The sequence below is a fragment of the Stenotrophomonas sp. FR012 genome, from assembly GCF_047520565.2.
GTDB lineage: Bacteria > Pseudomonadota > Gammaproteobacteria > Xanthomonadales > Xanthomonadaceae > Stenotrophomonas > Stenotrophomonas sepilia.
In genome coordinates this window covers 143,339-166,799 of sequence record NZ_JAXBQL020000004.1, presented here as the reverse complement: position 1 = coordinate 166,799, position 23,461 = coordinate 143,339, and the positions used below count along the sequence as shown (strand labels likewise).

19 protein-coding genes are annotated in these 23,461 nt (G+C 67.8%); 10 read left to right on the top strand and 9 right to left on the bottom strand.

All coding sequences use genetic code 11. The features are described from left to right. Nucleotides 1-151 precede the first annotated feature (151 nt). Nucleotides 152-640 carry a bacterioferritin gene (gene bfr, locus ACM0O9_RS08925; RefSeq protein ID WP_005415872.1) on the bottom strand — a complete coding sequence of 163 codons (489 nt, stop codon included), beginning with the start codon at nt 638-640 and terminating at the stop codon, nt 152-154. A gap of 124 nt (nt 641-764) precedes the next feature. Between bfr and ACM0O9_RS08920 the strand changes: the two genes are divergently transcribed. After that, on the top strand, nt 765-3,092 hold the full coding sequence (locus tag ACM0O9_RS08920) for a penicillin acylase family protein (RefSeq protein ID WP_414603895.1): 2,328 nt from the start codon (nt 765-767) through the stop codon (nt 3,090-3,092). An 82-nt stretch (nt 3,093-3,174) separates the two neighbouring features. On the opposite strand, the gene ACM0O9_RS08915 is transcribed toward ACM0O9_RS08920, so the two are convergent. From ACM0O9_RS08915 to map, 8 genes are all read right to left on the bottom strand, one after another. After that, nucleotides 3,175-4,563 carry a cation:proton antiporter domain-containing protein gene (locus ACM0O9_RS08915; protein WP_414603896.1) on the bottom strand — a complete coding sequence of 463 codons (1,389 nt, stop codon included), beginning with the start codon at nt 4,561-4,563 and terminating at the stop codon, nt 3,175-3,177. A gap of 101 nt (nt 4,564-4,664) precedes the next feature. After that, a complete protein-coding gene (asnB, locus tag ACM0O9_RS08910) occupies nt 4,665-6,356 on the bottom strand; it encodes an asparagine synthase B (RefSeq protein WP_005415869.1) in 1,692 nt (563 codons plus the stop codon). Nucleotides 6,357-6,733: 377 nt separating this feature from the next. After that, nucleotides 6,734-7,861: a succinyl-diaminopimelate desuccinylase gene (gene dapE / locus ACM0O9_RS08905; RefSeq protein ID WP_065177428.1), complete on the bottom strand. Its 1,128-nt coding sequence runs from the start codon at nt 7,859-7,861 to the stop codon at nt 6,734-6,736. After that, the gene (locus ACM0O9_RS08900; RefSeq protein WP_414603897.1) at nt 7,858-8,229 is read right to left on the bottom strand and encodes a Spx/MgsR family RNA polymerase-binding regulatory protein; all 372 of its coding nucleotides are present in this window, start codon (nt 8,227-8,229) and stop codon (nt 7,858-7,860) included. Before ACM0O9_RS08900 ends, dapE begins: the two co-directional genes overlap by 4 nt. A 31-nt stretch (nt 8,230-8,260) precedes the next feature. Further along, complete coding sequence (locus ACM0O9_RS08895; protein ID WP_414603898.1) at nt 8,261-9,127, bottom strand: hypothetical protein; 867 nt, start codon at nt 9,125-9,127, stop codon at nt 8,261-8,263. A 2-nt stretch (nt 9,128-9,129) separates the two neighbouring features. Continuing rightward, the gene (gene dapD, locus ACM0O9_RS08890; protein WP_414603914.1) at nt 9,130-10,071 is read right to left on the bottom strand and encodes a 2,3,4,5-tetrahydropyridine-2,6-dicarboxylate N-succinyltransferase; all 942 of its coding nucleotides are present in this window, start codon (nt 10,069-10,071) and stop codon (nt 9,130-9,132) included. A gap of 137 nt (nt 10,072-10,208) precedes the next feature. Next, nucleotides 10,209-12,818 carry a [protein-PII] uridylyltransferase gene (locus ACM0O9_RS08885; RefSeq protein ID WP_491731972.1) on the bottom strand — a complete coding sequence of 870 codons (2,610 nt, stop codon included), beginning with the start codon at nt 12,816-12,818 and terminating at the stop codon, nt 10,209-10,211. 20 nt (nt 12,819-12,838) lie between these two features. Then, nucleotides 12,839-13,624 (bottom strand): type I methionyl aminopeptidase, encoded by a 786-nt coding sequence (gene map, locus ACM0O9_RS08880; protein WP_032955117.1) that lies wholly within the window; start codon nt 13,622-13,624, stop codon nt 12,839-12,841. Between the two features lie 230 nt (nt 13,625-13,854). On the opposite strand from map, the gene ACM0O9_RS08875 reads away from it, so the two are divergent. The 9 genes from ACM0O9_RS08875 (at nt 13,855) to ACM0O9_RS08835 (ending at nt 23,440) form a co-directional block, all read left to right on the top strand. Further along, complete coding sequence (locus tag ACM0O9_RS08875; protein ID WP_495495885.1) at nt 13,855-14,385, top strand: spore coat protein U domain-containing protein; 531 nt, start codon at nt 13,855-13,857, stop codon at nt 14,383-14,385. Continuing rightward, nucleotides 14,385-15,134: a fimbrial biogenesis chaperone gene (locus ACM0O9_RS08870; RefSeq protein ID WP_053497108.1), complete on the top strand. Its 750-nt coding sequence runs from the start codon at nt 14,385-14,387 to the stop codon at nt 15,132-15,134. Before ACM0O9_RS08875 ends, ACM0O9_RS08870 begins: the two co-directional genes overlap by 1 nt. A 7-nt stretch (nt 15,135-15,141) precedes the next feature. Beyond that, complete coding sequence (locus tag ACM0O9_RS08865; protein WP_414603899.1) at nt 15,142-17,514, top strand: fimbria/pilus outer membrane usher protein; 2,373 nt, start codon at nt 15,142-15,144, stop codon at nt 17,512-17,514. Further along, nucleotides 17,511-18,548, top strand: coding sequence for a Csu type fimbrial protein (locus ACM0O9_RS08860; RefSeq protein WP_414603900.1), 1,038 nt, complete (start codon nt 17,511-17,513; stop codon nt 18,546-18,548). Before ACM0O9_RS08865 ends, ACM0O9_RS08860 begins: the two co-directional genes overlap by 4 nt. 125 nt (nt 18,549-18,673) lie before the next feature. Next, complete coding sequence (locus tag ACM0O9_RS08855; protein ID WP_414603901.1) at nt 18,674-18,919, top strand: hypothetical protein; 246 nt, start codon at nt 18,674-18,676, stop codon at nt 18,917-18,919. Then, nucleotides 18,919-19,617, top strand: coding sequence for a fimbrial biogenesis chaperone (locus tag ACM0O9_RS08850; RefSeq protein WP_138952848.1), 699 nt, complete (start codon nt 18,919-18,921; stop codon nt 19,615-19,617). Before ACM0O9_RS08855 ends, ACM0O9_RS08850 begins: the two co-directional genes overlap by 1 nt. Before the next feature lie 219 nt (nt 19,618-19,836). Continuing rightward, nucleotides 19,837-20,643, top strand: a complete 807-nt coding sequence (rpsB, locus tag ACM0O9_RS08845; protein WP_111177147.1) for a 30S ribosomal protein S2 — start codon at nt 19,837-19,839, stop codon at nt 20,641-20,643. A 125-nt stretch (nt 20,644-20,768) separates the two neighbouring features. Continuing rightward, the gene (tsf, locus tag ACM0O9_RS08840) at nt 20,769-21,644 is read left to right on the top strand and encodes a translation elongation factor Ts (RefSeq protein ID WP_005415856.1); all 876 of its coding nucleotides are present in this window, start codon (nt 20,769-20,771) and stop codon (nt 21,642-21,644) included. Between the two features lie 260 nt (nt 21,645-21,904). Next, nucleotides 21,905-23,440 carry an HDOD domain-containing protein gene (locus ACM0O9_RS08835; protein WP_414603902.1) on the top strand — a complete coding sequence of 512 codons (1,536 nt, stop codon included), beginning with the start codon at nt 21,905-21,907 and terminating at the stop codon, nt 23,438-23,440. Nucleotides 23,441-23,461 lie beyond the last annotated feature (21 nt).

Here is a 23,461-nt window from a genome sequence, read left to right as displayed (position 1 = left end):
CACGAAAAAGCCGGGGATTCCCCGGCTTTTTCGTTGTCGGCTGGCGGGCGGTGGAGCAGCTGGCGGGCGAAGGCTGGCTGGCGGTGCTCCGGTGCTGGCGGGCGACATTGCTTTGTGCGCCTGGTAGAGCCGACCGGATCGGGGTGCCGGCTCAGTGCGCCGGGGCGCCGCTGCCGTCGATCTTGCTCAGCTGGTACAGCTCCAGGCCGATGCGCTTGATCAGGCCCAGCTGCTGTTCCAGCCACCAGGCGTGGTCTTCTTCGGTGTCCTTCAACTGCGCCAGCAGGATGTCGCGGCTCACGTAGTCGCCCTTCTCCTCGCACAGCTTCATGCCGGCGGCGAGATTGTTCCGAACGGCGTATTCAGTGTCGAGATCCTTCTGCAGCATCTCTTCGACGGTTTTGCCCGGCTCGGTGGCATGCGGGCGCATGTCCGGGTCGCCGCCCAGGAACAGGATCCGGCGCAGCAGCGCATCGGCGTGCTGGGTTTCCTCTTCCATCTCGTGGTTCAGGCGTTCGTAAAGTGCGAACAGGCCCTGATCCTCGTAGCGGCGGGAATGGATGAAGTACTGGTCGCGGGCAGCGAGCTCGCCACGCAGCAGTTCCTTCAGGCAGGCGATGACGTCCGGGTTGCCTTTCATGGGGGGGCTCCTGTGAATCGATATGGCATAGGGTGCCGCATTTCAGAATACGGTGATCTAATCGGAATCAGTCGCAGTTGCGCCTGCGGCTACAATCGGCCCACAAGTTCGGAAAGGACGTGCGATGCGACGTACATGTCGTTGGGTGCTGGGCGTATTGATCGCCATCGTCCTGGTCACCGCCCTGGTGCTGTGGCTGCTGCTGCGCGGCAGCCTGGCCGATCTGGACGGCGAGCATGCGTTGCCGGGACTGGCCAGGCCGGTCACCCTCGAACGCGATGCGCTGGGCGTGGTCACCATCACGGCCGGCAGCCAGGCCGACGCGATGCGCGCACTCGGCCGCGTACACGCGCAGGAACGCTACTTCGAGATGGACCTGATGCGCCGCAGCGCCGCCGGCGAACTGTCCGCACTGTTCGGACCGAAGGCCATCGACGCCGACAAGCGCATGCGCGTGCACCGTTTGCGCGCACGCACCGAGGCACACATGGACGCTGCATTGGGCGACAACGGCGATGCCGTGCGCGCCTACGTGGACGGCGTCAACGAAGGCCTTGCCGACCTCTCCGTGCGGCCGTGGGCGTACCTGCTGCTGCGGCAGTCACCGCAGCCTTGGCAGGCCAGCGACAGCGTGCTGGCCGGGCTGGCCATGTACGCCGACCTGCAGGATCCCGGCAACCAGACCGAGCTTGCGCTCAGCCGCATCCGCGCGGTGGTGCCGTCGGCGCTGTACGCACTGATCGCCCACGACGGCACTGAATGGGATGCACCGCTGTTCGGCGAACCGACCGGCAACGCCACGCTGCCCGATGCCAGCCAGCTGGACCTGCGCACACTGAAGGGAAAACCGGGCACCGGGCAGGAAGAAGCCGACGCCGTCGGCAGCAACAACTTCGCGGTGGCCGGTGCGCTCACCGCCGACGGCCGCGCCATTGTTGCCGACGACATGCACCTGGGCCTGCGCGCACCCAGCCTGTGGTTCCGCGTGCGCCTGCGCTACCCCGACCCGCAGGCCGCTGGCGGCCAGGTCGACGTCACCGGCCTCTCGCTGCCGGGCCTTCCGGCCGTGATCGTCGGCAGCAACGGGCACGTCGCCTGGGGTTTCACCAACAGCTACATTGACACGGCGGACTACCGCACCGAACCGGCCAATGCCGCAGTGACGGTGCATGAAGAACGGATTGCGGTGGCCGGCCAGGCCGATGTGCGGTTCCCGGTACGCGAAACCGCCTGGGGACCGATCCTGCACACGCATGCCGATGGCAGCGGCGACGCGCTGCGCTGGGTCGCCCAGCTGCCCGGTGCGGTGCGCCTGGACTTCGGTGACCTGGCCCGCGCCGGTGATCTGGACGCAGCCCTGCAGTTCGCCGACCACGCCGGCATTCCCGCACAGAACCTGGTGATCGGCGACCGCACCGGACGCATCGCCTGGCGCCTGATCGGCGCCCGCCCGGATCGCGGTCCGGGCTGCGCGCCGGCCGGCTTCAACGCCGCCCACAACCAGGACTGCGCCCCCTGGCCGATCCGCAGCGATGCCTCGCCGGCATTGATCGATCCCCCCAACCATCGCCTGTGGACCGCCAACGGCCGCGTCCTCGACGGCGAGGCGCTGGCTACCGTCGGCAATGGCGGTTATGACCTGGGTGCCCGTGCGCGGCAGATCCGCGACCTGCTGGCGATCCAGGAGCGCTTCGATGAACACGACCTGCTGGCGATCCAGCTCGACGATCGCGCGGTGTTCCTGCAGCGCTGGTGGGCGCTGCTGCACGACGTCATCGAACGCAGTGACGACCCTGCACTGAAGCGCTTGAAGGAGGCCAGCCATCAATGGGGCGGCCGTGCCTCGGCCAGCTCGGTCAGCTACCGGGTGGTGCGTGAGTTCCGTACGCAGGTGATGAAGACACTGTCCGATGCACTGCTGGCACCGGCCAATGCGCAGCTGGGCGATGACTATCTGGAGCCGCGCCTGGCGCAGCTGGAAGCCGTGGCCTGGCCGATGCTGCAGCAGCGGCCGGCCAATCTGCTGCCACCGGCCTTCGACAGCTGGGATGCACTGCTGATCGACGCCGCACGCCGTACCGAAAACGAGCTGACCAAGCAGGGACCGCTGGCCAAACGCAGCTGGGGCGAACGCAACACCGCGGCGATCTGCCATCCCATCGCACGGGCGCTGCCGGACATCGCCAAACGCTGGCTGTGCATGCCGGCCGACCGCCTGCCCGGCGACCGCGACATGCCGCGCGTGCAGACGCCGGGCTTCGGTGCTTCCGAGCGCATGGTGGTTTCGCCCGGGCACGAGGCCGACGGCATCGTGCATATGCCCGGCGGCCAGAGCGGGCACCCGCTGTCGCCGTACTGGGGCGCCGGCCACGAAGACTGGGTACATGGGCGGCCGACGCCGTTCCTGCCCGGCAAGGCGCAGCACACCATGACGCTGGTGCCAGCGCGGTAGTGCCGGCCGCTGGCCGGCATCCATGCAGGTGCATCCAGCATCATGAGGTTGCCGGCCAGCGGCCGGCACTACCGTTCAACGCTCAGCCCCTGCGCCGCTCGATCAGGTTCAACAGTGGCCCGGTCATCGCCGTTGTCACCAGCGCCATGATCACCAGCACCGCGAACAGCCGGTCACCGAGCAGGCCAAGTTCGTAACCCAGGTTGAGCACGATCAGCTCCATCAGGCCACGGGTGTTCATCAGTGCACCCAGCCGCCACGCCTCACGGGTGGGCATACCGGCACTGCGTGCGGCACTGAAGGTACCCAGCAGCTTGCCCGTCGTGGCTACCGCGATCACCACCACGCACAACAGGACATCGCTGGCCTGCAGCGTATCGGCGCGCATGCGCAGGCCGGTCATGGCGAAGAACAGTGGCAGCAGCAGCGTCACCGCGAACGGTTCGACGCGCGCCATCAGCAGGCCGCGCAACTGTGCGTTGGACGATACCGCTACGCCCGCCGCGAACGCACCGAACAGCGCATGGATGCCGAGCATTTCAGTGACCAGCGCACTGCCCAGCGACAGCAGCAGGATGCCGAGCAGCCAGCGTCCCTCACGGCCCGGCGCGATCTGCTGGCGGGCGAACCACGGCTTCACCAGCCCCAGCATCAGCGCCACGAACGCGACCACGCACAGCAGGTTGAGGCTGGCCGGCAGCCATCCGCTGGCCTGGGCGGCGGCCACGATCAGTGCCAGCAGGCACCATGCGGTGGCATCGCCCAAAGCCGCGCAGGCAATCGCGGTCTGGCCCAGCGACGTCTGCGTGATGCCACGGTCGGCGAGGATGCGCAGCAGCACCGGGAACGCGGTGATGCTCATCGAGATGCCGACGAAAAGTGCGAATGCGGTGAAGCCCCCCCCCTGTGGGCCGTGCTGCGGGTACAGCCAGATCGCCAGGGCGACGCCAAGCACGAACGGCACCGCGATGCCGGCATGACTGACCGTAAAGGCAAAACGCCGGCGTCCACGCAGCGCCGCCAGGTCCAGCTCGGCACCGGCCACCAGCAGGAACATCAGCACACCCAACTGGCTGAGCATGCCCAGCGGGCCCAGCGAGCTGGGCGGGAACAAGGCTCCATGCAGCGGCGGCAACAGGCTGCCGAGCATCAATGGGCCCATCATCAGGCCGGCGGCCATCTCGCCGATCACCGCCGGTTGTCCAAAGTGCTTGAGCAGCGCGCCTGCGCCCTTGGCCACCAGCAGCAGCACCAGCAGCTGCAGCAGGAACAGGCCCAGCGGCGACGCCAGATGCTGCACCCAGGTGGCTTCAGCCGTGGCCGTGGCACGGGCAACAGCTTCGGGCGCCGCCGGCCCGGCATAACGGGCCAGCAGCACGCCAGCCAGCAGCGGGACCCCGGCCCAGGCCAGGTAGCGCCATCCCCACTTCGTCGGTGGCGCCGGGCCCCCGCTGTGTACGTCCATGAACATTCCCCAATGTGCAGGGGGGCGATCATACAAAAAGGGGACGGAGGGGATTAAGTCGTTGGTGGCACAAGCGCCCCGGCCCCCCTCCGTCCCTTTTTCAGGGCTTATGCCAGTGCCTGCTCGTGCACGCCAGCGATCGCGCGCCCCGACGGATCTGCAGCAGCGGCGAAGCTGGCATCCCACGCGATCGCCGCCGGCGACGAGCAGGCGATGGACTTGCCACCCGGCACGGTCTCGGCGGCCGCACGGCTCGGGAAGAACTGCTCGAACAGATGACGATAGTAGTAGGCCTCCTTGGTCTGCGGCGGGTTGTGCGGGAAGCGCTTGTCGGCCGCTGCCAGCACACGGTCGCTCACCTGAGCTTCGGCATGCGCCTTCAGCCCATCGATCCAGCCATAGCCAACGCCATCGCTGAACTGCTCCTTCTGCCGCCACAGGATGCTGTCCGGCAGGTAGCCTTCGAACGCCTCGCGCAGCACCGCCTTCTCGATGCGGCGGCTACCAAAGCCTGCACCGACCATCTTGTGCGCGGCGTCGAAGCGCATCGCCACATCGAGGAATTCGCGATCCAGGAACGGCACCCGCGGCTCCACACCCCAGGCCATCATCGACTTGTTGGCGCGCAGGCAGTCGTAGTTGTGCAGCGCGTCGAGCTTGCGCACCAGCTCGTCGTGGAACTCACGCGCATCCGGCGCCTTGTGGAAGTACAGGTAACCACCGAAGATCTCGTCGCTGCCCTCGCCGGAAAGCACCATCTTCACCCCCATGGCCTTGATCCGCCGTGCCAGCAGGAACATCGGCGTCGATGCGCGGATGGTGGTGACGTCGTAGGTTTCGATATGGCGGATCACTTCCGGCAGTGCATCAAGGCCCTCCTCGAAGGTGTACTCGAAGCCGTGATGCACGGTGCCCAGCGCCTCGGCGGCGATGGCGGCAGCGGCCAGATCGGGAGAGCCCTTCAAGCCGATCGCGAATGAGTGCAGGCGCGGCCACCAGGCTTCGGTCTGCCCCCCATCCTCGATGCGACGACGTGCATAGCGCGCGGCCACCGCCGCCACCAGCGACGAGTCCAGGCCACCAGACAACAGCACGCCGTACGGCACATCGCTCATCAGCTGGCGTTCCACCGCATGCTCGAAGGCCTGGCGCAGTTCGGCCAGATCGGCCTGGCGACCCTGCACGTCAGCGTAGTCGCGCCACGGCTGCTGGTAGTAGCGCACCAGCTCACCGCTGGCACTGTCGAAATAGTGACCCGGCGGGAACTGGGCGACGTCGGCACAGGTATCGACCAGTGCCTTCATTTCCGAGGCCACTCGCAGACGTCCCTGGGCATCGTGGCCCCAGTACAGCGGCACCACGCCGACCGGGTCGCGCGCCACCAGCACACGACCGGCACCACGGTCCCACAGCGCGAACGCGAAGATGCCATTGAGCTGCTCCAGCCACTGCGCCGGCGAAGCGCCCTGGCGGTACAGCGCATTGATCACTTCACAGTCCGAACCGGTCTGGAAGTCATAGGCGGTGGTCAGTGCGGCCTTCAGTTGCTGGTGGTTGTAGATCTCGCCGTTGACCGCCAGCGCCAGCTGGCCGTCGGCCGACAGCAGCGGTTGCGAGCCGCCGGCCGGGTCGACGATGGCCAGCCGCTCGTGGACCAGCAGCGCACCTTCGTCAAGATACACGCCGCTCCAGTCCGGGCCGCGGTGGCGCTGGCGCTGCGACAGTTCCAGCGCATGGCGGCGCAGGGCCGGAAGATCGTCACCGGCCTGCAGGCCGAAGATTCCGAAGATCGAACACATGGGGGAGCTCCTGTTGGGGGAATTTCACGGGTGGGAGGGTGTTCGACCGGCCATCCAGGCCCGGGTGGGGCTGCGCCCGGGCACAAAAAAAACCCGCATCGACCGATGCGGGTTTTCTGGTGTCCGGGCGTGTGTTGCTGTCTATCTACCCAGGGCGCAGTCCCGCATCGGCCGCGCACGATTATTCGCGCGCAGATTATTGCGGTTGTTGTTATTGACGGCGGTGGCCAGGCGGATCGACATGGCATCGACCCTACCCCGGTTTCCGGCACGGCGCAACCGTTGCGTTGGCAACCAGGTGAAGGTGTGCCGACCAACGGTCGGCACCCAGCAGTCGGCCCACAGGGGTAGCGCCGGGCCGTGCCCGGTGCCATGCCTCACACCAGCAGCCGCTCCACCAGCCGCTGGTACAGCCCCGGCAGTGCTTCCAGATCGTCCACGCGCACGTTCTCGTCCACCTGGTGGATGCTGGCGTTGACCGGCCCCACTTCGATGCACTGCGCGCCCAATGGCGCGATGAAGCGGGCATCGGAGGTGCCGCCGCCAGTGCTTTCCTCCGGTGCACGGCCGATGTGCTCGGCCAGCACCGCACGCGCAGTGGCGCGCAGCGTGCCTTCCGGGGTGTAGAACGGTTCGCCGCTGCGATGCCACTTCAGCGTGTACTGCAGGGCATGCCGATCCAGCAGCGCGGTGATCTCCGCTTCCAGTTTCGGCGCATCCCAGTGCGGGTTGTAGCGGATGTTGAAATCCACCTCGAGCTCGCCGGGAATCACATTGTTGGCGCCCGTACCGGCATGGATGTTGGAGACCTGCAGGCTGGTCGGCGGGAAACTCTCGTAGCCGTCATCCCAGCGCCGTGCGCTCAGCTCGGCCAGGGCGGGCGCCGCTTGGTGGATCGGGTTGCGTGCCTTCTCCGGGTACGCCACATGGCCCTGTACGCCCTGCACCCGCAGCTTGGCCGACAGGCTGCCACGACGGCCCACGCGCAGCAGGTCACCCAGCGTCGCGGTCGACGACGGCTCGCCGGTGATGCACCAGTCGATGCGTTGGCCGCGCTCGGCGAACAGCCGTGCGACGTGGCGCACGCCATCGATGGCATCGCCCTCCTCGTCGCTGGTCAGCAGCACCGCCAGCGTGCCGGGATGATCGGGATGCGCGGCCACGAACTGCTCGGCCGCCACCACGAACGCCGCCACGCTGCCCTTCATGTCGGCGGTGCCACGGCCGTACAGCACGCCGTCACGGATCTGCGGCGTGAACGGGTCGCTGGCCCAGGCCTCGCGCGGGCCCGCCGGCACCACGTCGGTGTGGCCCAGCAGCACCAGCACCGGCGCGCCCTGGCCGTGGGTCGCCCACAGGTTGTCGACCTCGCCCAGCCGCAGGTGATCGCACTGGAACCCGGCCTGCTTCAGGCGTGCCGCCAGCAGTGCCTGGCAGCCGGCATCGTCCGGCGTCACCGAGGGCCGTGCGATCAGTTCGCAGGTCAGGTCGAGGACCGCGCTCATGCGTCACCCACGCCGAAGCGGGCCTTGAAGCCATTGTCACTGAAACCCTGGCTGACCGTGCAGTCGGCGGTGACCACCAGCGGGCGCTTGATCAGCTGCGGGTACTCGCGCAGCAGCAGCTTCCATTCCGCTTCGGAATCTGCGGCCTTGCGGTTGTCCGGCAGCTGCCGCCAGGTGGTTGAGGACCTGTTGACCATCGCGGCCAGGCCACCCAGCTGCTCAGCCCACGCCAGCAGTGTTTCCGCGCTCGGCTTGTTGTCGCGGTAGTCGACGAAGGTGTACGGCACGCCGAAGCGGTCCAGCCACTTGGTCGCCTTCTTGCAGGTATCGCAGTTCTTCAAACCGTAGACAGTGGTACTCATGGCCATCTGTGATGCTGGAAAACAGAGGCGCAGAATCTCACAACAGGCGCTCGGACACGACCCGGAACGGTACCCTTGGCAGCCGGAAGGCCAGCCCCTCGTGCAGCGCCACGTCCATCGCCTGCAGGCGCGGGCACTGCAGTTCGCCTTCCAGCTGCAGCGGCTGCAGGCTGTCGACATCCACCTGCAGTGCGATGCGGGTGCTGGCCCAGCGCCGGTCGCAGGTGCGCGCAATGGCCTCATCCTGGCAGGTCAGGAAGCGCAGCAGGGCCTGATGGCCCCCGAAGCCCCCCCGCCACGCCCCGTCCTCCCAGCCCGCAGCGGCCCGCCACTGCAGGTGCAGCGCAGGCGCACTCCCCTGCCCGCCTTCGATCAGGGTGTGCCCATCGCCATCGACGCGCACCACATGCTCGAAGCGCGTGGACAGGTGGGGCTGCATGGCATCGCTGAAAGCGCGCGCGCCGGCGACGAAGGCCAGCTGGTCCATCACGTTGCGATCGAACAGCACGACCGGGGTCCCGCCCGGATCATCGTCACGGCGCAGGTACCAGCGCCAGTTGCTCTGCCCTGGCGACGGCATCAGGCAGCGCAGCGGTCCCGCCAGCGCCGGCCCGAAGTGGCCATGGCGATAGCTGAGAACGGTGTAAGGCGTGCGTCCGGCATGGACCACGTAGTGATGGCCTGGTGGCGCTGGCGGGGCATGGCGCACATCGACCCACCAGCTCGCGTAGACCACGTCGCGCACGTCGCTTACCAGCACCGGCATCGGCCAGCGCCGCGACAGTGCCCGGCGCAACCGGGTCCAGCGCGGAGCGTGCAGCAGGCGCGGCAGCATCCGTCCGAACGCGTTGTCGGACGGATGCCGGTAGATCGCGGACTGCGCCAGGTCCTCCGGCGCACTCACCTTCAGTCGGCCAGGCCGCGCAGCAGGTCGTTGACGCTGGTCTTGCTGCGGGTCCTGGCATCAACCTGCTTGACGATCACCGCGCAGTACAGCGAGTGGGTGCCGTCCTTGCTCGGCAGCGAGCCGGACACCACCACGCTGTACGGCGGGATGTAGCCGTAGCTGATCTCGCCGGTGGCGCGGTTGTAGATGCGGGTGCTCTGGCTGAGGAACACGCCCATGCCGATCACACTGTGGTGGCCCACCACCACGCCCTCCACCACTTCCGAACGCGCACCGATGAAGCAGTGGTCCTCGATGATGGTCGGGCTGGCCTGCAGCGGCTCCAGTACGCCGCCGATGCCGGCGCCGCCGGACAGGTGGCAGTGCTGGCCGATCTGCGCGCAGGAACCGACGGTGGCCCAGGTATCGACCATGGTGCCTTCGCCGACGTAGGCGCCGATGTTGGTGAAGCTCGGCATCAGCACTACGTCCTTGCCGAAGTACGTGCCGCGGCGGGCGATCGCACCGGGCACAACGCGCACGCCGCCACGGCGGAACTTCGCTTCGTCATAGCCGGCGAAGCGCGATTCGACCTTGTCCCAGAACGGTGCCGGTCGTGCATCGACCACCGCCATGTCGTTGACGCGGAAATACAGCAGCACGGCCTTCTTCAGCCACTCGTTGACCTTCCAGCCGCCCTGGCCGTCCGGCTCGGCGACGCGGAATTCACCGCTCTCGAGACCGTCGATCACGCGGTTGACCAGCGGCCTGGTCGAGCCTTCCAGCTCATGCAGGGTCAACGTGGCGCGGCGCTCGAAGGCGCTTTCGATGCCGAACCTGAGTTCTTCCACGCCGGGTGCCGACGGCTTGCGCAGCGACTTGCGGGCGATGGTTTCGGCGCGGACGGCTTCGGCGCTCTTGGCCGGGGCCGGCTTCTTCACAGCACGCTTGACCGCAGCCATTTTCTTCGCCGGGGCCTTCACCGCAGCGGCCTTCTTCGGCGCAGTGGCCTTCTTTGCGGCCGGTGCGGCTGCAGCAGGTTTCCGGGCCGCTGCGCTCTTGGGGGTCGCGGCGGTCTTCTTGGCGGGCTTGGTGGCCATCAGGCGGGGTCTCCGGCGTTTCGATCAGGGTCCAGGCAGGCCAGCATTGCGTCATGCAGCTGCTGCCGGGCAGGTTCAGTCAGGGGGAGGTCGTGTTCGTCACTGATCACGAAGGTGTCTTCGGCGCGCTCGCCGAACGTGGCAATGCGCGCATCATGCACGCGCAGGCCCTGGTTGCGCAGCACGAACGCCACATCGGCCAGCAGGCCGGGACGGTCGGGAGCGACCAGGGCAAAACGGGTTGCGCCCGGTTCATCGCGGAACTCGATGCGCGGAGCGAAGCGGAAGTGCCGCAGTTGCCGCGGTACCACACGGCGCGACGGCCGCAGGCGCGCCAGGTCACCACTGAGTGCCTCGCGCAGCGCCGCCTCCAGGTTGGCACTGCTGCCATCGGCAAACGTGTCGGCCGGGTTCACTTCGAAGGTATCGAAGATGGTATCGGCCGGACCGTCCAGCACGCGTGCGCGGTGAATGCCATAGCCCTTGCGGTCCAGGGTCATCACGATCGCGGCGAACAGGCCGTCGCGGTCGGGCGAGTGCACGAATACTTCCAGCGCCGGGTCATCCACACTGATCCGGCGCACCTTCACCAGCGCCTGGCCCTGCTTCACCGGTACCAGCGCAGCTGCTTGCCAGGCCAGCTGCTCGGGGCGCAGACGAATGAAGCCCTCATCCGGCATCACCGCGAACTGGCGATCGATGGTGGCATCGTCGTAACCCTGCTCGCGCACCAGTGCGCGCACGCTGTCACGTGCCTCGGCCACGCGTTCGGCGGCCGGTACCGGATGCTCCAGCCCCTCGCGCAGCGCGCGCCGGGTGGCGAAGTACAGGTCGGCCAGGAGGCGGTCCTTCCAGGCATTCCACAGCTTCGGGCTGGTGCCGGCGATGTCGGCACAGGTCAGCAGGTACAGGTAGTCCAGGCGGTCGCGGCTGCCGACCAGAGTGGCGAAGCGATGGATCACCACCGGATCGGCGATGTCCTGCTTCTGCGCGGTCACCGACATGCGCAGATGCTGTTCGACCAGCCATGCCACCAGTTCGGTATCGGTGCCACTGAGCGCATGCGCCTGGCAGAACGCACGCGCGTCCACCGCACCCAGTTCCGAGTGGTCGCCGCCGCGGCCCTTGGCGATGTCATGGAACAGGCCAGCCAGCAGCAGCAGTTCCGGCTTGCGCAGGCGTGGCCACACTTCGTGCGCGATCGAGAAGCGCTCGTCGGCACGGCTGCTGGCGAACTGGCCGATGTTGCGCAGGACCATCAGCGTGTGCTGGTCGACCGTATAGACATGGAACAGGTCGAACTGCATGCGCCCGCTGACCTGAGCAAACGCGGGGATCCACTGGCCAAGCACGCCCAGCCGCGCCATGCGCGAAAGCGTGTCGACCGGGCGCTGGCCGCGCAGCAGGGACAGGAACTGCTCGCGTGCATCGGCATCGGCCTGGTCGTAGGCCGGCAACAACGGCAGCGCTTCGGCCAGCGCGCGCGCGGTCAGCGAATGCAGGCCTCGCACCTGTGGATTGTTGGCCCAGCTGGAAAACAGGGCGAACACCTGGCCGATGTCACCGCGCGGCCAGTCGGCCTCGTTGGCGGCCAGGTAGCCGCGGCGCAGGGAGAAGCCCACGGTCAGCGGTTCCGGCTGGGCCTCGCCATCGAACTGTTCCTCGAAGCGCTGCAGCAGGCGGTCGCTGATCCGGCGCACCACCAGCGCGGCGCGGTAGAAGCCCTGCATCATTTTCTCGACACCGAGATTCTCGGCATCGTCTTCGAAGCCCAGGCGCGCGGCCAGGGTCTTCTGGTAATCGAAACGCAGGCGCTCTTCCGGGCGGCGCGCGACCAGGTGCAGGCCGAAGCGCAGCCGCGCCAGCACCGCACGCTCGCGCTTCAGCGCAGCCGCTTCGTCGGCACCCAGGTGGCCCAGGCCGACCAGCGCTTCCAGGTCGCGTACGCCGAAGGCGCGCAGCGCCATCCAGCCCAGCGTGTTGAGATCGCGCAGGCCGCCGGGACCATCCTTGAGATCCGGCTCCAGGTTGTCGGCAGTGTCGCCGAAGCGCTGGTGGCGGTTGCGCAGCTCTTCCAGCTTGGCCAGGAAGAAGGCACGCGCCGGCCACAGCTCGCGGTCGTCGATGGCCTCGCGCAGCGCACGGCGCGCTGCATCATCAGCCAGGATCGGACGCGCCTCGATCAGCGCGGTCAGCACGGTCTGGTCAGCCGCCGCCTCGCGGCACTGCAATGCAGAACGCACCGCATGGCTGACCGCCAATCCGCAGTCCCACAGCAGCGCGAACAGGCGTGCCAATGCCGCTTCATGCGCCCGTTGTGCGGGCGGGTCGCCGAACACCAGCAGGTCGATGTCCGAACGCGGAAACAGTTCCCCCCGGCCATAGCCACCGACCGCGAACAGCGACAGGCCGCTGTCGGCCGGCAGGCAACGCTGCCAGGCCAGGCGGATCAGATGGTCGGCCGCGCGCGCCCGCAGCGCCAGCAGGCGCTCGATGTTGTCGCCCTGGTCGAAGCGGCGATACAGGCGCGCGTCGGCCTGCTGCAGCGCCTGGCGCGCGGCAGCAGCCCAGTCCGGGTCGTTGAGCGACGCGGCCGGCGTGTCCAGCAGCGAACTCGCCGGCAGCATCGTCAGGAGACCTGCGACTCGCCCGGCGACAGCGTCAGCACGTCGACGCCGGTCTCAGTGACCGCGACCATGTGCTCCCACTGCGCCGACAGCTTGCGGTCCTTGGTCACCACGGTCCAGCCATCCGGCAGCACCTTGTTGTAGCGGGTGCCCTCGTTGATCATCGGTTCGATGGTGAAGGTCATGCCGGGCTGCAGCACCAGGCCCTGGCCCGGGCGGCCGTAATGCACCACCTGCGGCTCGTCGTGGTAGACCTTGCCGATGCCGTGGCCGCAGTACTCGCGCACCACGCTGAAACGCTCGCCTTCGGCATAGCTCTGGATGGCATGGCCGATGTCGCCCAGGGTGGCCCCCGGGCGCACCGCGCGGATGCCGCGCCACATGGCTTCGTACGTGGTTTCCACCAGGCGGCGGGCCATCACCGACGGGGTGCCGACGAAGTACATGCGGCTGGTGTCGCCGTGCCAGCCGTCCTTGATGACGGTGACGTCGATATTGATGATGTCGCCATCCTTGAGCACCTTCCCTTCGCTGGGAATGCCGTGGCAGATGACATTGTTGACCGAGGTGCACACGGTCTTCGGGAAGCCGCGGTAGCCGACGTTGGCCGGAATCGCGCCCTGCACGTTCACGATGTGGTCGTGGCAGATGCGGTCCAGTTCCTCGGTGGTGACACCGGGCTTGACGTGGGGGGTGACGATGTCGAGCACTTCGCTGGCCAGGCGGCCGGCGATGCGCATCATCTCGATTTCCTGCGGGGTTTTCAGATTCACGCTCATGGCACCCATTATCGCCGATCCGGCCGCAATCTGAACGAACGCCACCCAACTGCCGATCCGGGTCATGCACGGTTCCGGCAAGGAAAGTGAAAGCGTGATGGCCTCCGCTCTTTCGTCTGCCCAATTATCACGGATTACAGACACTTACGCCTCCTAAGCTGGACCCACCGTCGTCCAAGCGGCACCGAACGTGCCGTCTTCGCCTTGTTCAACGGACCTTCGGGTCAGGGAGGTTGTTCATGCGATCCCCAGTTCGATCCCCGCTGGCATGGGCCGTGGCCGGGTTCCTGCTGTCCAGCCCGGCAATGGCCGCCGACACCACCACCTTCAATGTCACCCTGGTGGTCACCAAGGCCTGCACCATCACGGCGGCGGCCGCGACCAACGTGGACTTCGGCACCGCGGCATCAACCACCACCACGCCCACCCTGGGCCAGGGAACGGTAACCGCCCAGTGCTCGGCACTGACCCCGTACACGATCTCGCTGAATGCGGGCGCCAATGCCAGCACCGCCAATGACGTCACCACCCGGCGGATGAAGAACTCCAATGCGGCGGTGACCGCCAACAACTACGTCGGCTACCAGCTCTACCAGGATGCCGCACATACCCTGGTTTGGGGCGCCACAACCGGCACCAACACTCAGGCCGGCATCGGCACCGGCCTGGCCGTGCCTTACATCGTCTACGGCCAGATCCTGAACCTGAGCACCAACAACCCGGCCGCCGGTAGCTACCTGGATACGGTTACCGCCACGATCACCTATTGATGGAGCACGCCCGCATGGCCGGATCCCGCCCGTGGCGCGCCACCGGCGTGGCGCTGCTCGCCCTGTACCTGCTCGCCATCGCGGCCGCCGGCGCTACCAGCCTGCAGGTGGCCCCGACCAGCCTGCAGCTGGAAGCCCGCCAGCGTGCCGGCGAATTGTGGCTGACCAACAGCGGCACCTCACCGGTGAAGCTGCAGGTACGCGTGTTCCGCTGGGTGCAGCAGGACGGCCAGGAACAGCTGCTGCCCACCGATGCGTTGATGGCCACTCCGCCGATGCAGGAACTGGCCGCCGGACAGCAGCAGCTGGTGCGGGTCATGCGTGCGGACAAGGAACCGCCAGCGGCACAGCAACATTACCGCCTGATCGTTGACGAGGTGCCCGACCTGGCCACCCGCGCGGGTGGCATGCAGTTCGTCCTGCGCTATTCGATCCCGGTGTTCGTGCAGCCCTCGGCCGGCACGCTGGCGCCGCAGCTGCAGGCCCGGCTGGTAAAGCTGGCGGACGGCCGCAACGGCGTCGAAGTAGCCAATTCGGGCAACAGTTACGCTCAGATCGCCGATCTCGCGCTGGGCAGCGCCACGCGCCCGCGCATCGTCCATCCCGGGCTGCTGGGCTACGTACTGCCCGGCCAGGTGATGCGCTGGCCGATCGAACGCACGGCGATCGACCGCGACAACGACCAGATCACGGCCAAGCTCAATGGCGAGTCGGAACAGACGCCACTGTCGCCCCCACCGGCTCGCTGAGGCGTTGATGGGCGCGCTGTTGGCTGCCCTGGCTCCCGCGGCGACCGAGGCCGCCGATGTGTCCGGCGTGGCCACGGCTGCTGATGTATCCGGCGTGTCGGCCGATGCGATCCTGCCCGCCCCCACCCCACTGACCGCCAGCCAGACGCTGTACCTGGATGTGTCGCTCAACAGCACGCCGCGCGGCCTGCTGCCGTTCACCGAGAACCGTGGCCGGCTGCAGGCCAGCCCCGAAGTGCTGCGCCAGCTCGGCTTCAACGCCAGCGGCGATACACCGGTCTACCTGGATCAGATCAGCGGTGCGGTGGTGCGCTACGACGCCCACATGCAGACCTTGGCGCTGGACGTGCCACTGGACCAGCTGACACTGCCCACCACCGTGCTCAGCCGCCCGCAGACGCGCGCCCCCACCGGCAGCGCCTCGCCCGGCGTGCTGCTCAACTACGACGTCTACGGCAGCCGGGTGGACACGCTCGGCACCCTCAGCCTGAGCTCGGAGCTGCGCGTGTTCGGTATCGGCAATGGCACTTTCGAGAACACCGCCATCAGCCGCCGCTACCAGCAACCCGGCGATCGCCATTGGCGCGGCTCCAGCGTGCGCCTGGACACACGCTGGAGCCTGGATTTCCCCGATAGCGCAACGACCCTGGAGGTCGGCGATTTCTACAGTGGGTTCGTCGACTGGACCCGCCCCGTGCGCCTGGGTGGCCTGCAGATCGGCCGCAACTATGGCCTGCAGCCCTACCGCGTGCTGACGCCCACGCCGAGCTTCCTCGGCCAGGCCGTGGTGCCCTCCACGGTCGAGCTGTATGTCGATGGCCTGCGCCAGTACAGCGGGCAGGTGCCGGTCGGTCCCTTCCAGCTCGCAGCACAGCCCGGCATCAGCGGCACCGGCAACGCGCAGGTGGTGGTGACCGACGCATTCGGACGCATGCAGACGCTGGACTTCAGCTTCTACGGCACCCAGCAGCTGCTGGCCAAGGGCCTGTCGGACTGGTCGGTCGGCGTCGGCCACCTGCGCCGGGATTTCGGCGAGCGCTCCTTCGCCTATGACGATCGCACGGTGGCCAGCGCCAGCTGGCGCGGCGGCGTCACCGACGCGTTCACCGGCGAGGCGCATGCCGAAGGCGGCGGCGGCCTGGCCCAGGGCGGCATTGGCGGCTGGTGGCTGCTCGGCGCCGCCGGCGTGTTCAATGCCGCCTATGCGCACAGTGACTACCACGGCCTGCAGGGTGGGCAATGGGCGCTGGGCTACAGCTGGAACAACCGTCGCTTCAACGTCAATCTGCGCAGCGTGCGCAGCCACGGCGACTACCGCGACCTGGGCGCGCTGCAGGGCAACCTGCCACCACGCATCAGCGAGCAGGCCACGGTCGGCCTGGACCTGCTGCGGCTGGGCACGCTCAGCGCCAGCTATCTGCGCCTGCGCTACCCCGACGGCGACGACAACCGCTATGCCAGCCTGTTCTGGTCGCGCACCTGGAGCCAACGCTGGTCGGCCTACCTGTCGGTGAACCAGAACCTGGACCGCAGCGATGACCGCAGCATCTACCTGTCGATGACTGCCAGCCTGGGCAACAATCGCCAGGCCAGCCTCTCCAGCCAGCGCAACGGCGACAGCCGGAGCTGGGTGGCGGACGTGACCCAGCCGGTGCCCGGCGATGGCAGTGCCGGCGGCGTCGGCTGGCGCGCACAGCTGCGCCACGGCGAGGACGGTAACGGCGGCCTGGCCGAAGTTGGCATCCTCAACGATGTCGGCCGCTATTCATTCGGCGCCTCGCGCCAGGGCGGGCTCAACTATGCCTACGCCAGTGCCAGCGGCAGCCTGGTATGGATGGGCGGGCACGCCTTCGCCACGCGCGAGGTATCCGATGCGTTCGCGGTGATCAGCACCAATGGCGTCGGCGGCGTCCCGGTGCGGCTGGAGAACCGCCTGATCGGTGTCACCGATGATCGCGGCCTGCTGCTGGTCAGTCCGTTGCTGTCCTGGCAGCGCAACCGGGTCTCGATCGACACGCTGGACCTGCCCGAAGACATGCGTGCCGACCGCATCGAGGACTGGGTCACGCCGCGCCAGCGCGCCGGCACCCGCGTGACCTTCCAGCTGCGTTCGCGGTCGTCACTGAGCCTGACCCTGCTGGCGATGGACGGCCAGCCTCTGGAGGTGGGCAGCGAGGTGCAGCTGCCTGACGGTCGCCAGGCCACGGTCGGCTACGACGGCCTGCTCTACCTGGAAGATGTCGCCGCCGGAAGCGTGCTGTACGTCACCACCAGCCATGGCCCGTGCCGGCTGAAGGTACCGGACCTGCCCAAGGTGGTGGCGTCCGGTGCCCGCCCGAAGCCGGCACCGCAGCAGTGCATTCCGGAGGTGGCGCCATGAGGGTGCTGCTGCTCTTCCTGCTGCTGTGGGCCGGCCTGCTGGCAGCGGCGCCGGCCGGCGCCACCGCGGTCTGCACGGCGGTCGCCGATCCGACCCTGCCCTTCGGCAACATCAACAGCAATGCACCCGGCCCGAGCACGGCCAACCTCAACATCACGGTGACCTGCACCACCGCCGCGCTGAGCCTGCTGGCCACCACCGGCGTGCGCGTCTGCGTGGGCATCGGCGCAGGCAGTGGCGGCGGCAGCAGTTCCACGTTCCGCACGATGGCCACCTCTACCAGCGACACGATGAATTTCCAGCTGTACAACAACGCAAGCTTCGGCCAGGTCACTGGCCTGGTCCCGCGCGGCACGCCGCCAGCGCAGGAGCTGACCATGAGCTACAACGTACCGCTGCTGACCGGCGGTAGTGGTGCGCAGACTGTGCAGCTGTTCGGTCAGATTCCGGCCAACCAGGTCCTGGCCTCCGGCGCGTACAGCAGCACTTTCAGCGGTGCCAGCGTGGTGCTGACCTGGGCCTGGAACGAGGTGCTGGCCGGTAGCGCCACCGTCCCCGCCACATGCAACGGCGGCGCCACCGGTACCAACAGCGCGAGCGCGGCCTTCAGTTTCACCGCTACCGCCAACGTGCTGCCGCAATGCGGCAGCTACGTCACCACCAACATGAATTTCGGCAACGTCACCGGCGGCATCCCGGCCAACATCGACCAGACCGCCACCCTGACCCTGACCTGCCTGAAGAACACCGCCTTCCAGGTCGGCCTGAACAACGGCCAGAACAATCCCGCCGCCACCACCACCCGGCGCATGGCCACCACCATCGGCAACAGCACCTACTACCTGCCCTACGAGCTGTACCGGGATCCGGCACGAAGCCAGCGCTGGGGCAACACCCTGACGGTCGACACGGCCAGCAGCACCGGCACCGGAAGCGCACAGCAGCTGATCATCTACGGCCGGGTACCGCCGGTCACCGGCCAGCCCCCGGCCGGCACCTACAACGACCTGGTGACGGTGACGATCACCTACTGACCTGCGTGCCGACCAACGGTCGGCACCCACCGGACGAAGGCCGTGCCGAGCGCGGGCTCGGCGCTACAGTTGCGGCGCATCCGGCCGATACCGCGCAGCGAGTCTTTCAGCACGGTGGGTGGCAGGTGGTTCGCGCATTTCTGATCGGGGCGATGCTGGTCGCCGGCACGCCGGCCCGCGCCGAACCGCGCAGCAGCACGCTGCAGATCCGGCTGACCGTGGTCGAATCCTGCAGCGACGATGCCGGCGCTCCCCGTTGCGCGGCGCCACACCAGCGCAGTGACGCCCCCAAGGTGCCGCCCCAGGTCCGCGACCTCGCACCACCGGCGACAGACGACAGCGCAATGCCTTCCGTGACCCTCATCTACTGATGCGCGCGCTGCTGATCCTGCTTGGACTGCTGCTGGCGCAGCCCTCGGCGGCGCTGGAGCTGTTGCCGACCACCCTGCAGCTACCCGCCGAAGGCGGCCGCGCGGAACTGTGGCTGCGCAATCCGGGGCCCGGCCGCTGGCAGGGGCAGGTGCAGGTGCTGGCCTGGGAGCAGCAACTGGACGCCGAACGACTGCAGCCCAGCGACCGGATCCGGGTCAGCCCTGCGCGGCTGGACCTGGCCCCTGGCAGCACCCAGCGCGTCTGGCTGCTGCCAGGCGGTCCGCCAGCATCGGTGGGTGAACAGGCCTATCGGATCGTACTGGCGCCGGCCTTGCCGGGATTGCCCCGCTACTCGCTGCCGTTGTTCCGCAGCCCAGCGGCGCCAGCGCTGCATGCCCGGCTGCAGGCCCGCGTCGAGGCACTTGGGCCTCAGGCCATGCTGCGACTCAGCAATTCCAGTACGCTGCATGGCCGCCTGCACGATCTGCGATTCATAGCGGCCGACGGCCAATCGTCGCTGCTGGTGGCCGGGCTGGCCGGCTATATCCTCGCAGGCCATGAACGCCGCTGGCCCCTGCCTGCCCGCCCCGATGGCTATGTGGGCGGCCACTTCCGGGCCCGTCTGCAGGACGGCCGCGAGGTCGATCTGGCCGCATCTGACCCTGCAATTGCAGCGGACGCCCCCAGCGGGCTATAATCGACCGGATTCCTGCCGCCTGCGTGCGCTGGAGCCCGTCCACACCGGACGTCACCGGTGAATCCACACCTGCTGCCCCCATCCGTGCCGGGGTGCTCCGCGAGGAGTTCGGCCACGGAGGCAACAGGGAAGCCCAACCCCGGAACCGATCGCGCTTCCACGCGTCCCGCATACCTATCCCGCGGGCGGAATCGCTGGTTCCATATCAGGAGTATTGCAATGCCCCAGGTCACCATGCGTCAGATGCTGGAAGCCGGCGTCCACTTCGGCCACCAGACCCGCTACTGGAACCCGAAGATGGCTCCGTACATCTTCGGCGCCCGCGGCAAGATCCACATCATCAACCTGGAAAAGACCGTCCCGCTGTTCAACGATGCGATGAACTTCATCTCGTCGGTTGCCCAGAAGCGCGGCACCGTCCTGTTCCTGGGCACCAAGCGCAGCGCCCGCGAAACCATCAAGGAAGAAGCCGAGCGTTGCGGCATGCCGTTCATGAACCAGCGTTGGCTGGGCGGCACCCTGACCAACTTCCGTACCGTCAAGCAGTCGGTTGCCCGCCTGAAGGAACTGGAAGCCGGTGAAACCGACGGCACCTTCGATAAGCTGGTCAAGCACGAAGTGCTGGGCCTGCGTCGCGAGCGCGACAAGCTGGAAGCCTCGCTGGGCGGCATCAAGGACATGAACCGTCTGCCGGACGCCATCTTCGTGATCGACATCGGCCACGAAGACATCGCGATCAAGGAAGCCAAGAAGCTGGGCATTCCGGTCATCGCCGTGGTCGACACCAACTACAACCCGGAACTGGTGGACTACGCCATCCCGGGCAACGACGACGCCATCCGCGCTGTGCAGCTGTACGCCCGCGCCGCTGCCGACGCCGTGCTGGAAGGCAAGGCCGCTGCCCCGCACGCCGCTTCGGTGCGCGAGGAAGAGTTCGCTGAAGCCGCTGCTGAAGGCGAAGAGAAGCCGGCCCGCCGCGCTCCGGCCAAGAAGGCTGCCAAGAAGGGCGACGACGCCCAGGCCTGATCCAGGCCCCGGGTGGATGCCCGGCGTCCACCCTCCCTGCACGCAGCCCCTGGCGCGTGACAGGACCGTGTCACACGGGCCGGCCACCATGCCGGCCCAACCCCTTTCTTTCGTGAGGTAATCCCGTGGAAATCACTGCTTCCCTGGTCAAGGAACTGCGCGAGCGCACCGGCGCCGGCATGATGGAATGCAAGAAGGCGCTTACCGAAGCCAACGGCGACATCAACGCCGCTGCTGAAGCCATGCGCAAGTCCGGCGCTGCCAAGGCCGACAAGAAGGCTGACCGCGTGGCCGCCGAAGGCCGTCTGGGCCTGGCCCAGGACGGCGGCAAGGCCGTGCTGGTCGAAGTCAACTCGGAAACCGACTTCGTCGCCAACGATGACAATTTCAAGTCCTTCGTCAACGCCGTCGCTGCCGCTGCCCTGGCATCGGGCGCCACCGACGTCGAAGCCGTAAAGGCCGCCACGCTGGCCGACGGCCGCACCGTTGAAGAAGCCCGCGCCACCGCCGTGCAGACCCTGGGTGAGAACATCCAGATCCGCCGCATGGTCAAGGTCGACACCACCGGCAACATCGGTGCCTACGTCCACACCAACGGCAAGGTTGGCGTGCTGGTCGACCTGATCGGCGGCGACGTCGAGCTGGCCCGTGGCCTGGCGATGCACGTGGCCGCGCTGAAGCCGCCGCACAACAAGGCTGCGGACGTTCCGGCCGAGTTCGTCGAAAAGGAAAAGGAAATCGAGCTGGCCAAGATGACCGAGAAGGACAAGGCCAAGCCGGCCGACATCCTGGAAAAGATCATCAGCGGCAAGATCAACAAGATCGTCAGCGACGTGACCCTGTACGGCCAGACCTACGTGCTGGGCGACACCACCGTCGAGCAGGTGGTCAAGGCCGCTGGCGCGGACGTGGCAGGCTTCAAGCTGCTGATCGTCGGCGAAGGCATCGAAAAGGTGGTGGAAGACTACGCCGCCGAAGTTGCCAAGGCGATGCAGGTCTGATTCCAGCCCTTCGGCTGTGAAGCGACCAGAAGGAGCCGCGGGAAACCGCGGCTCTTTTTTTTATGCAAGGGCCTAGGGATTAACCCATGGCCCATCGGTGGGTGCGCACCGTTGGTGCGCACAACCGGCACCTTTGCGTTGCGCTCGAATCAAGCCGATACTCAGTCGCAGGGAATCCTCAGTCACTTAGCAGGAACGAAAATCGCGGACTGTGATGCGTTCCTAGGTATTCTTGTCCCAATGGAATTGAACGACCCGACATGCCTCCCGAGCTGACAGCTGCCCTGGCGCTCTGCCGCAACCTGCCTTCGCCACCCGGTATTGCCCTGCGCATCATCGAACTGGCTCAGGACCCGGAAGCGGACATCGCCACCGCCGCCGACATCATCGCCATCGACATGGCGCTGAGCGCTCGCATGCTGCGCATCGCCAATTCGCCGCTGTATGCCAGCCGCCGCCGCATCGAGAACCTCGGCCAGGCGCTGACCATGCTGGGCCTGAACGCCACGATCAGCCTCGCCCTCGGCTTCACCGTCACCCAGGGCCTGACCGGCGGTGGCACCGATCATGACCTGCGCCAGCGCGCGTGGAAGCGCAGCATCCTCAGTGCCCTGGCGGCCAGCCAGCTGGGCCAGGCGCGCGGCCTGCGCCGGCTGGAGGAGCTGATGCTGGCCGGACTGCTGCAGGACCTGGGCGTGCTGTGCCTGGCCCAGGCCGAGTCGGAGCGCTACCTGCCACTGCTGCGCGAGGCACGCGACAACATCGACCTGGTTTCCCGCGAGCGCGAGGCGCTGGGCTGCAGCCACGCCGACGTCGGCGCCTGGGTGGCCGAGCAATGGGGCCTGCCACGTTACCTGGTGGAGAGCATCAGCCACAGCGAGGACGAGGACGCCGCCGAATCGCCATTCCAGGCCTGCGTGCAACTGTCCGGCGCAGTGGCCGACATCTGGCTGGATAGCGACGCCGATGCCGCGCGCGAGCGCGCCCTGCAGCAGGTGCACGACCGCCTGGAGCTGGACAGCGCGCGCTTCGACCAGGTGCTGGCCCGCATCAGCGAGGCCCTGCCCGACATCGCCAGCCTGTTCGATGCCGGCCTCAATTCTCCGACGCGGGTGCGCGAGCTGATCGATCATGCGCAGGAACTGGCCACGCTGCGCAACCTGCGCGAACTGCAGGATGCCGACCAGGCACGCCGCCGTGCCGACGAATTCGAGGCGCGCGCCAAGCGCCTGGCCGACCAGGCCCATCGTGATGCGTTGACAGGCGTGCTCAACCGCCGCCAGCTGGAAGCGGTGCTGGAGCAGGAATTCCTGCGTGCCGGCCGCCAGGGCTGGCCACTGTCGGTGGCCTTCATCGACCTGGACGACTTCAAGAAGATCAACGACGCCCACGGCCACCTGACCGGCGACGAGGTGCTGCGCGCCTTCGCCGGCAAGCTGCAGGGCCAGTTGCGCAACAGCGACACCGTGGCCCGCTTCGGCGGCGAGGAGTTCGTCGCGCTGCTGCCCAACACCAGCGAAAGCGTGGCCCTGGACGTGATCCGCCGGGTGCTGGCCAACATCGTCGCCACGCCGATGGCCGAGCTGGAGGGTGGTCCGCTGTTCGTCACCTTCTCCGCCGGCGTGGCCACCCAGGGCGGCTACGAGCGCTTCGCCGACGTCCAGGACCTGCTGCGCGCCGCCGACGATGTGCTGTACCGCTCCAAGAACCTGGGCCGCAACCGGGTGATCGCCCGCTCGCCGGGGGCGCTGGGCCATGACGAGCTGTCGGCCACGGCCAGCGCCGAACTGGGCTGAACGGGGCGCCCCGGCAGACCG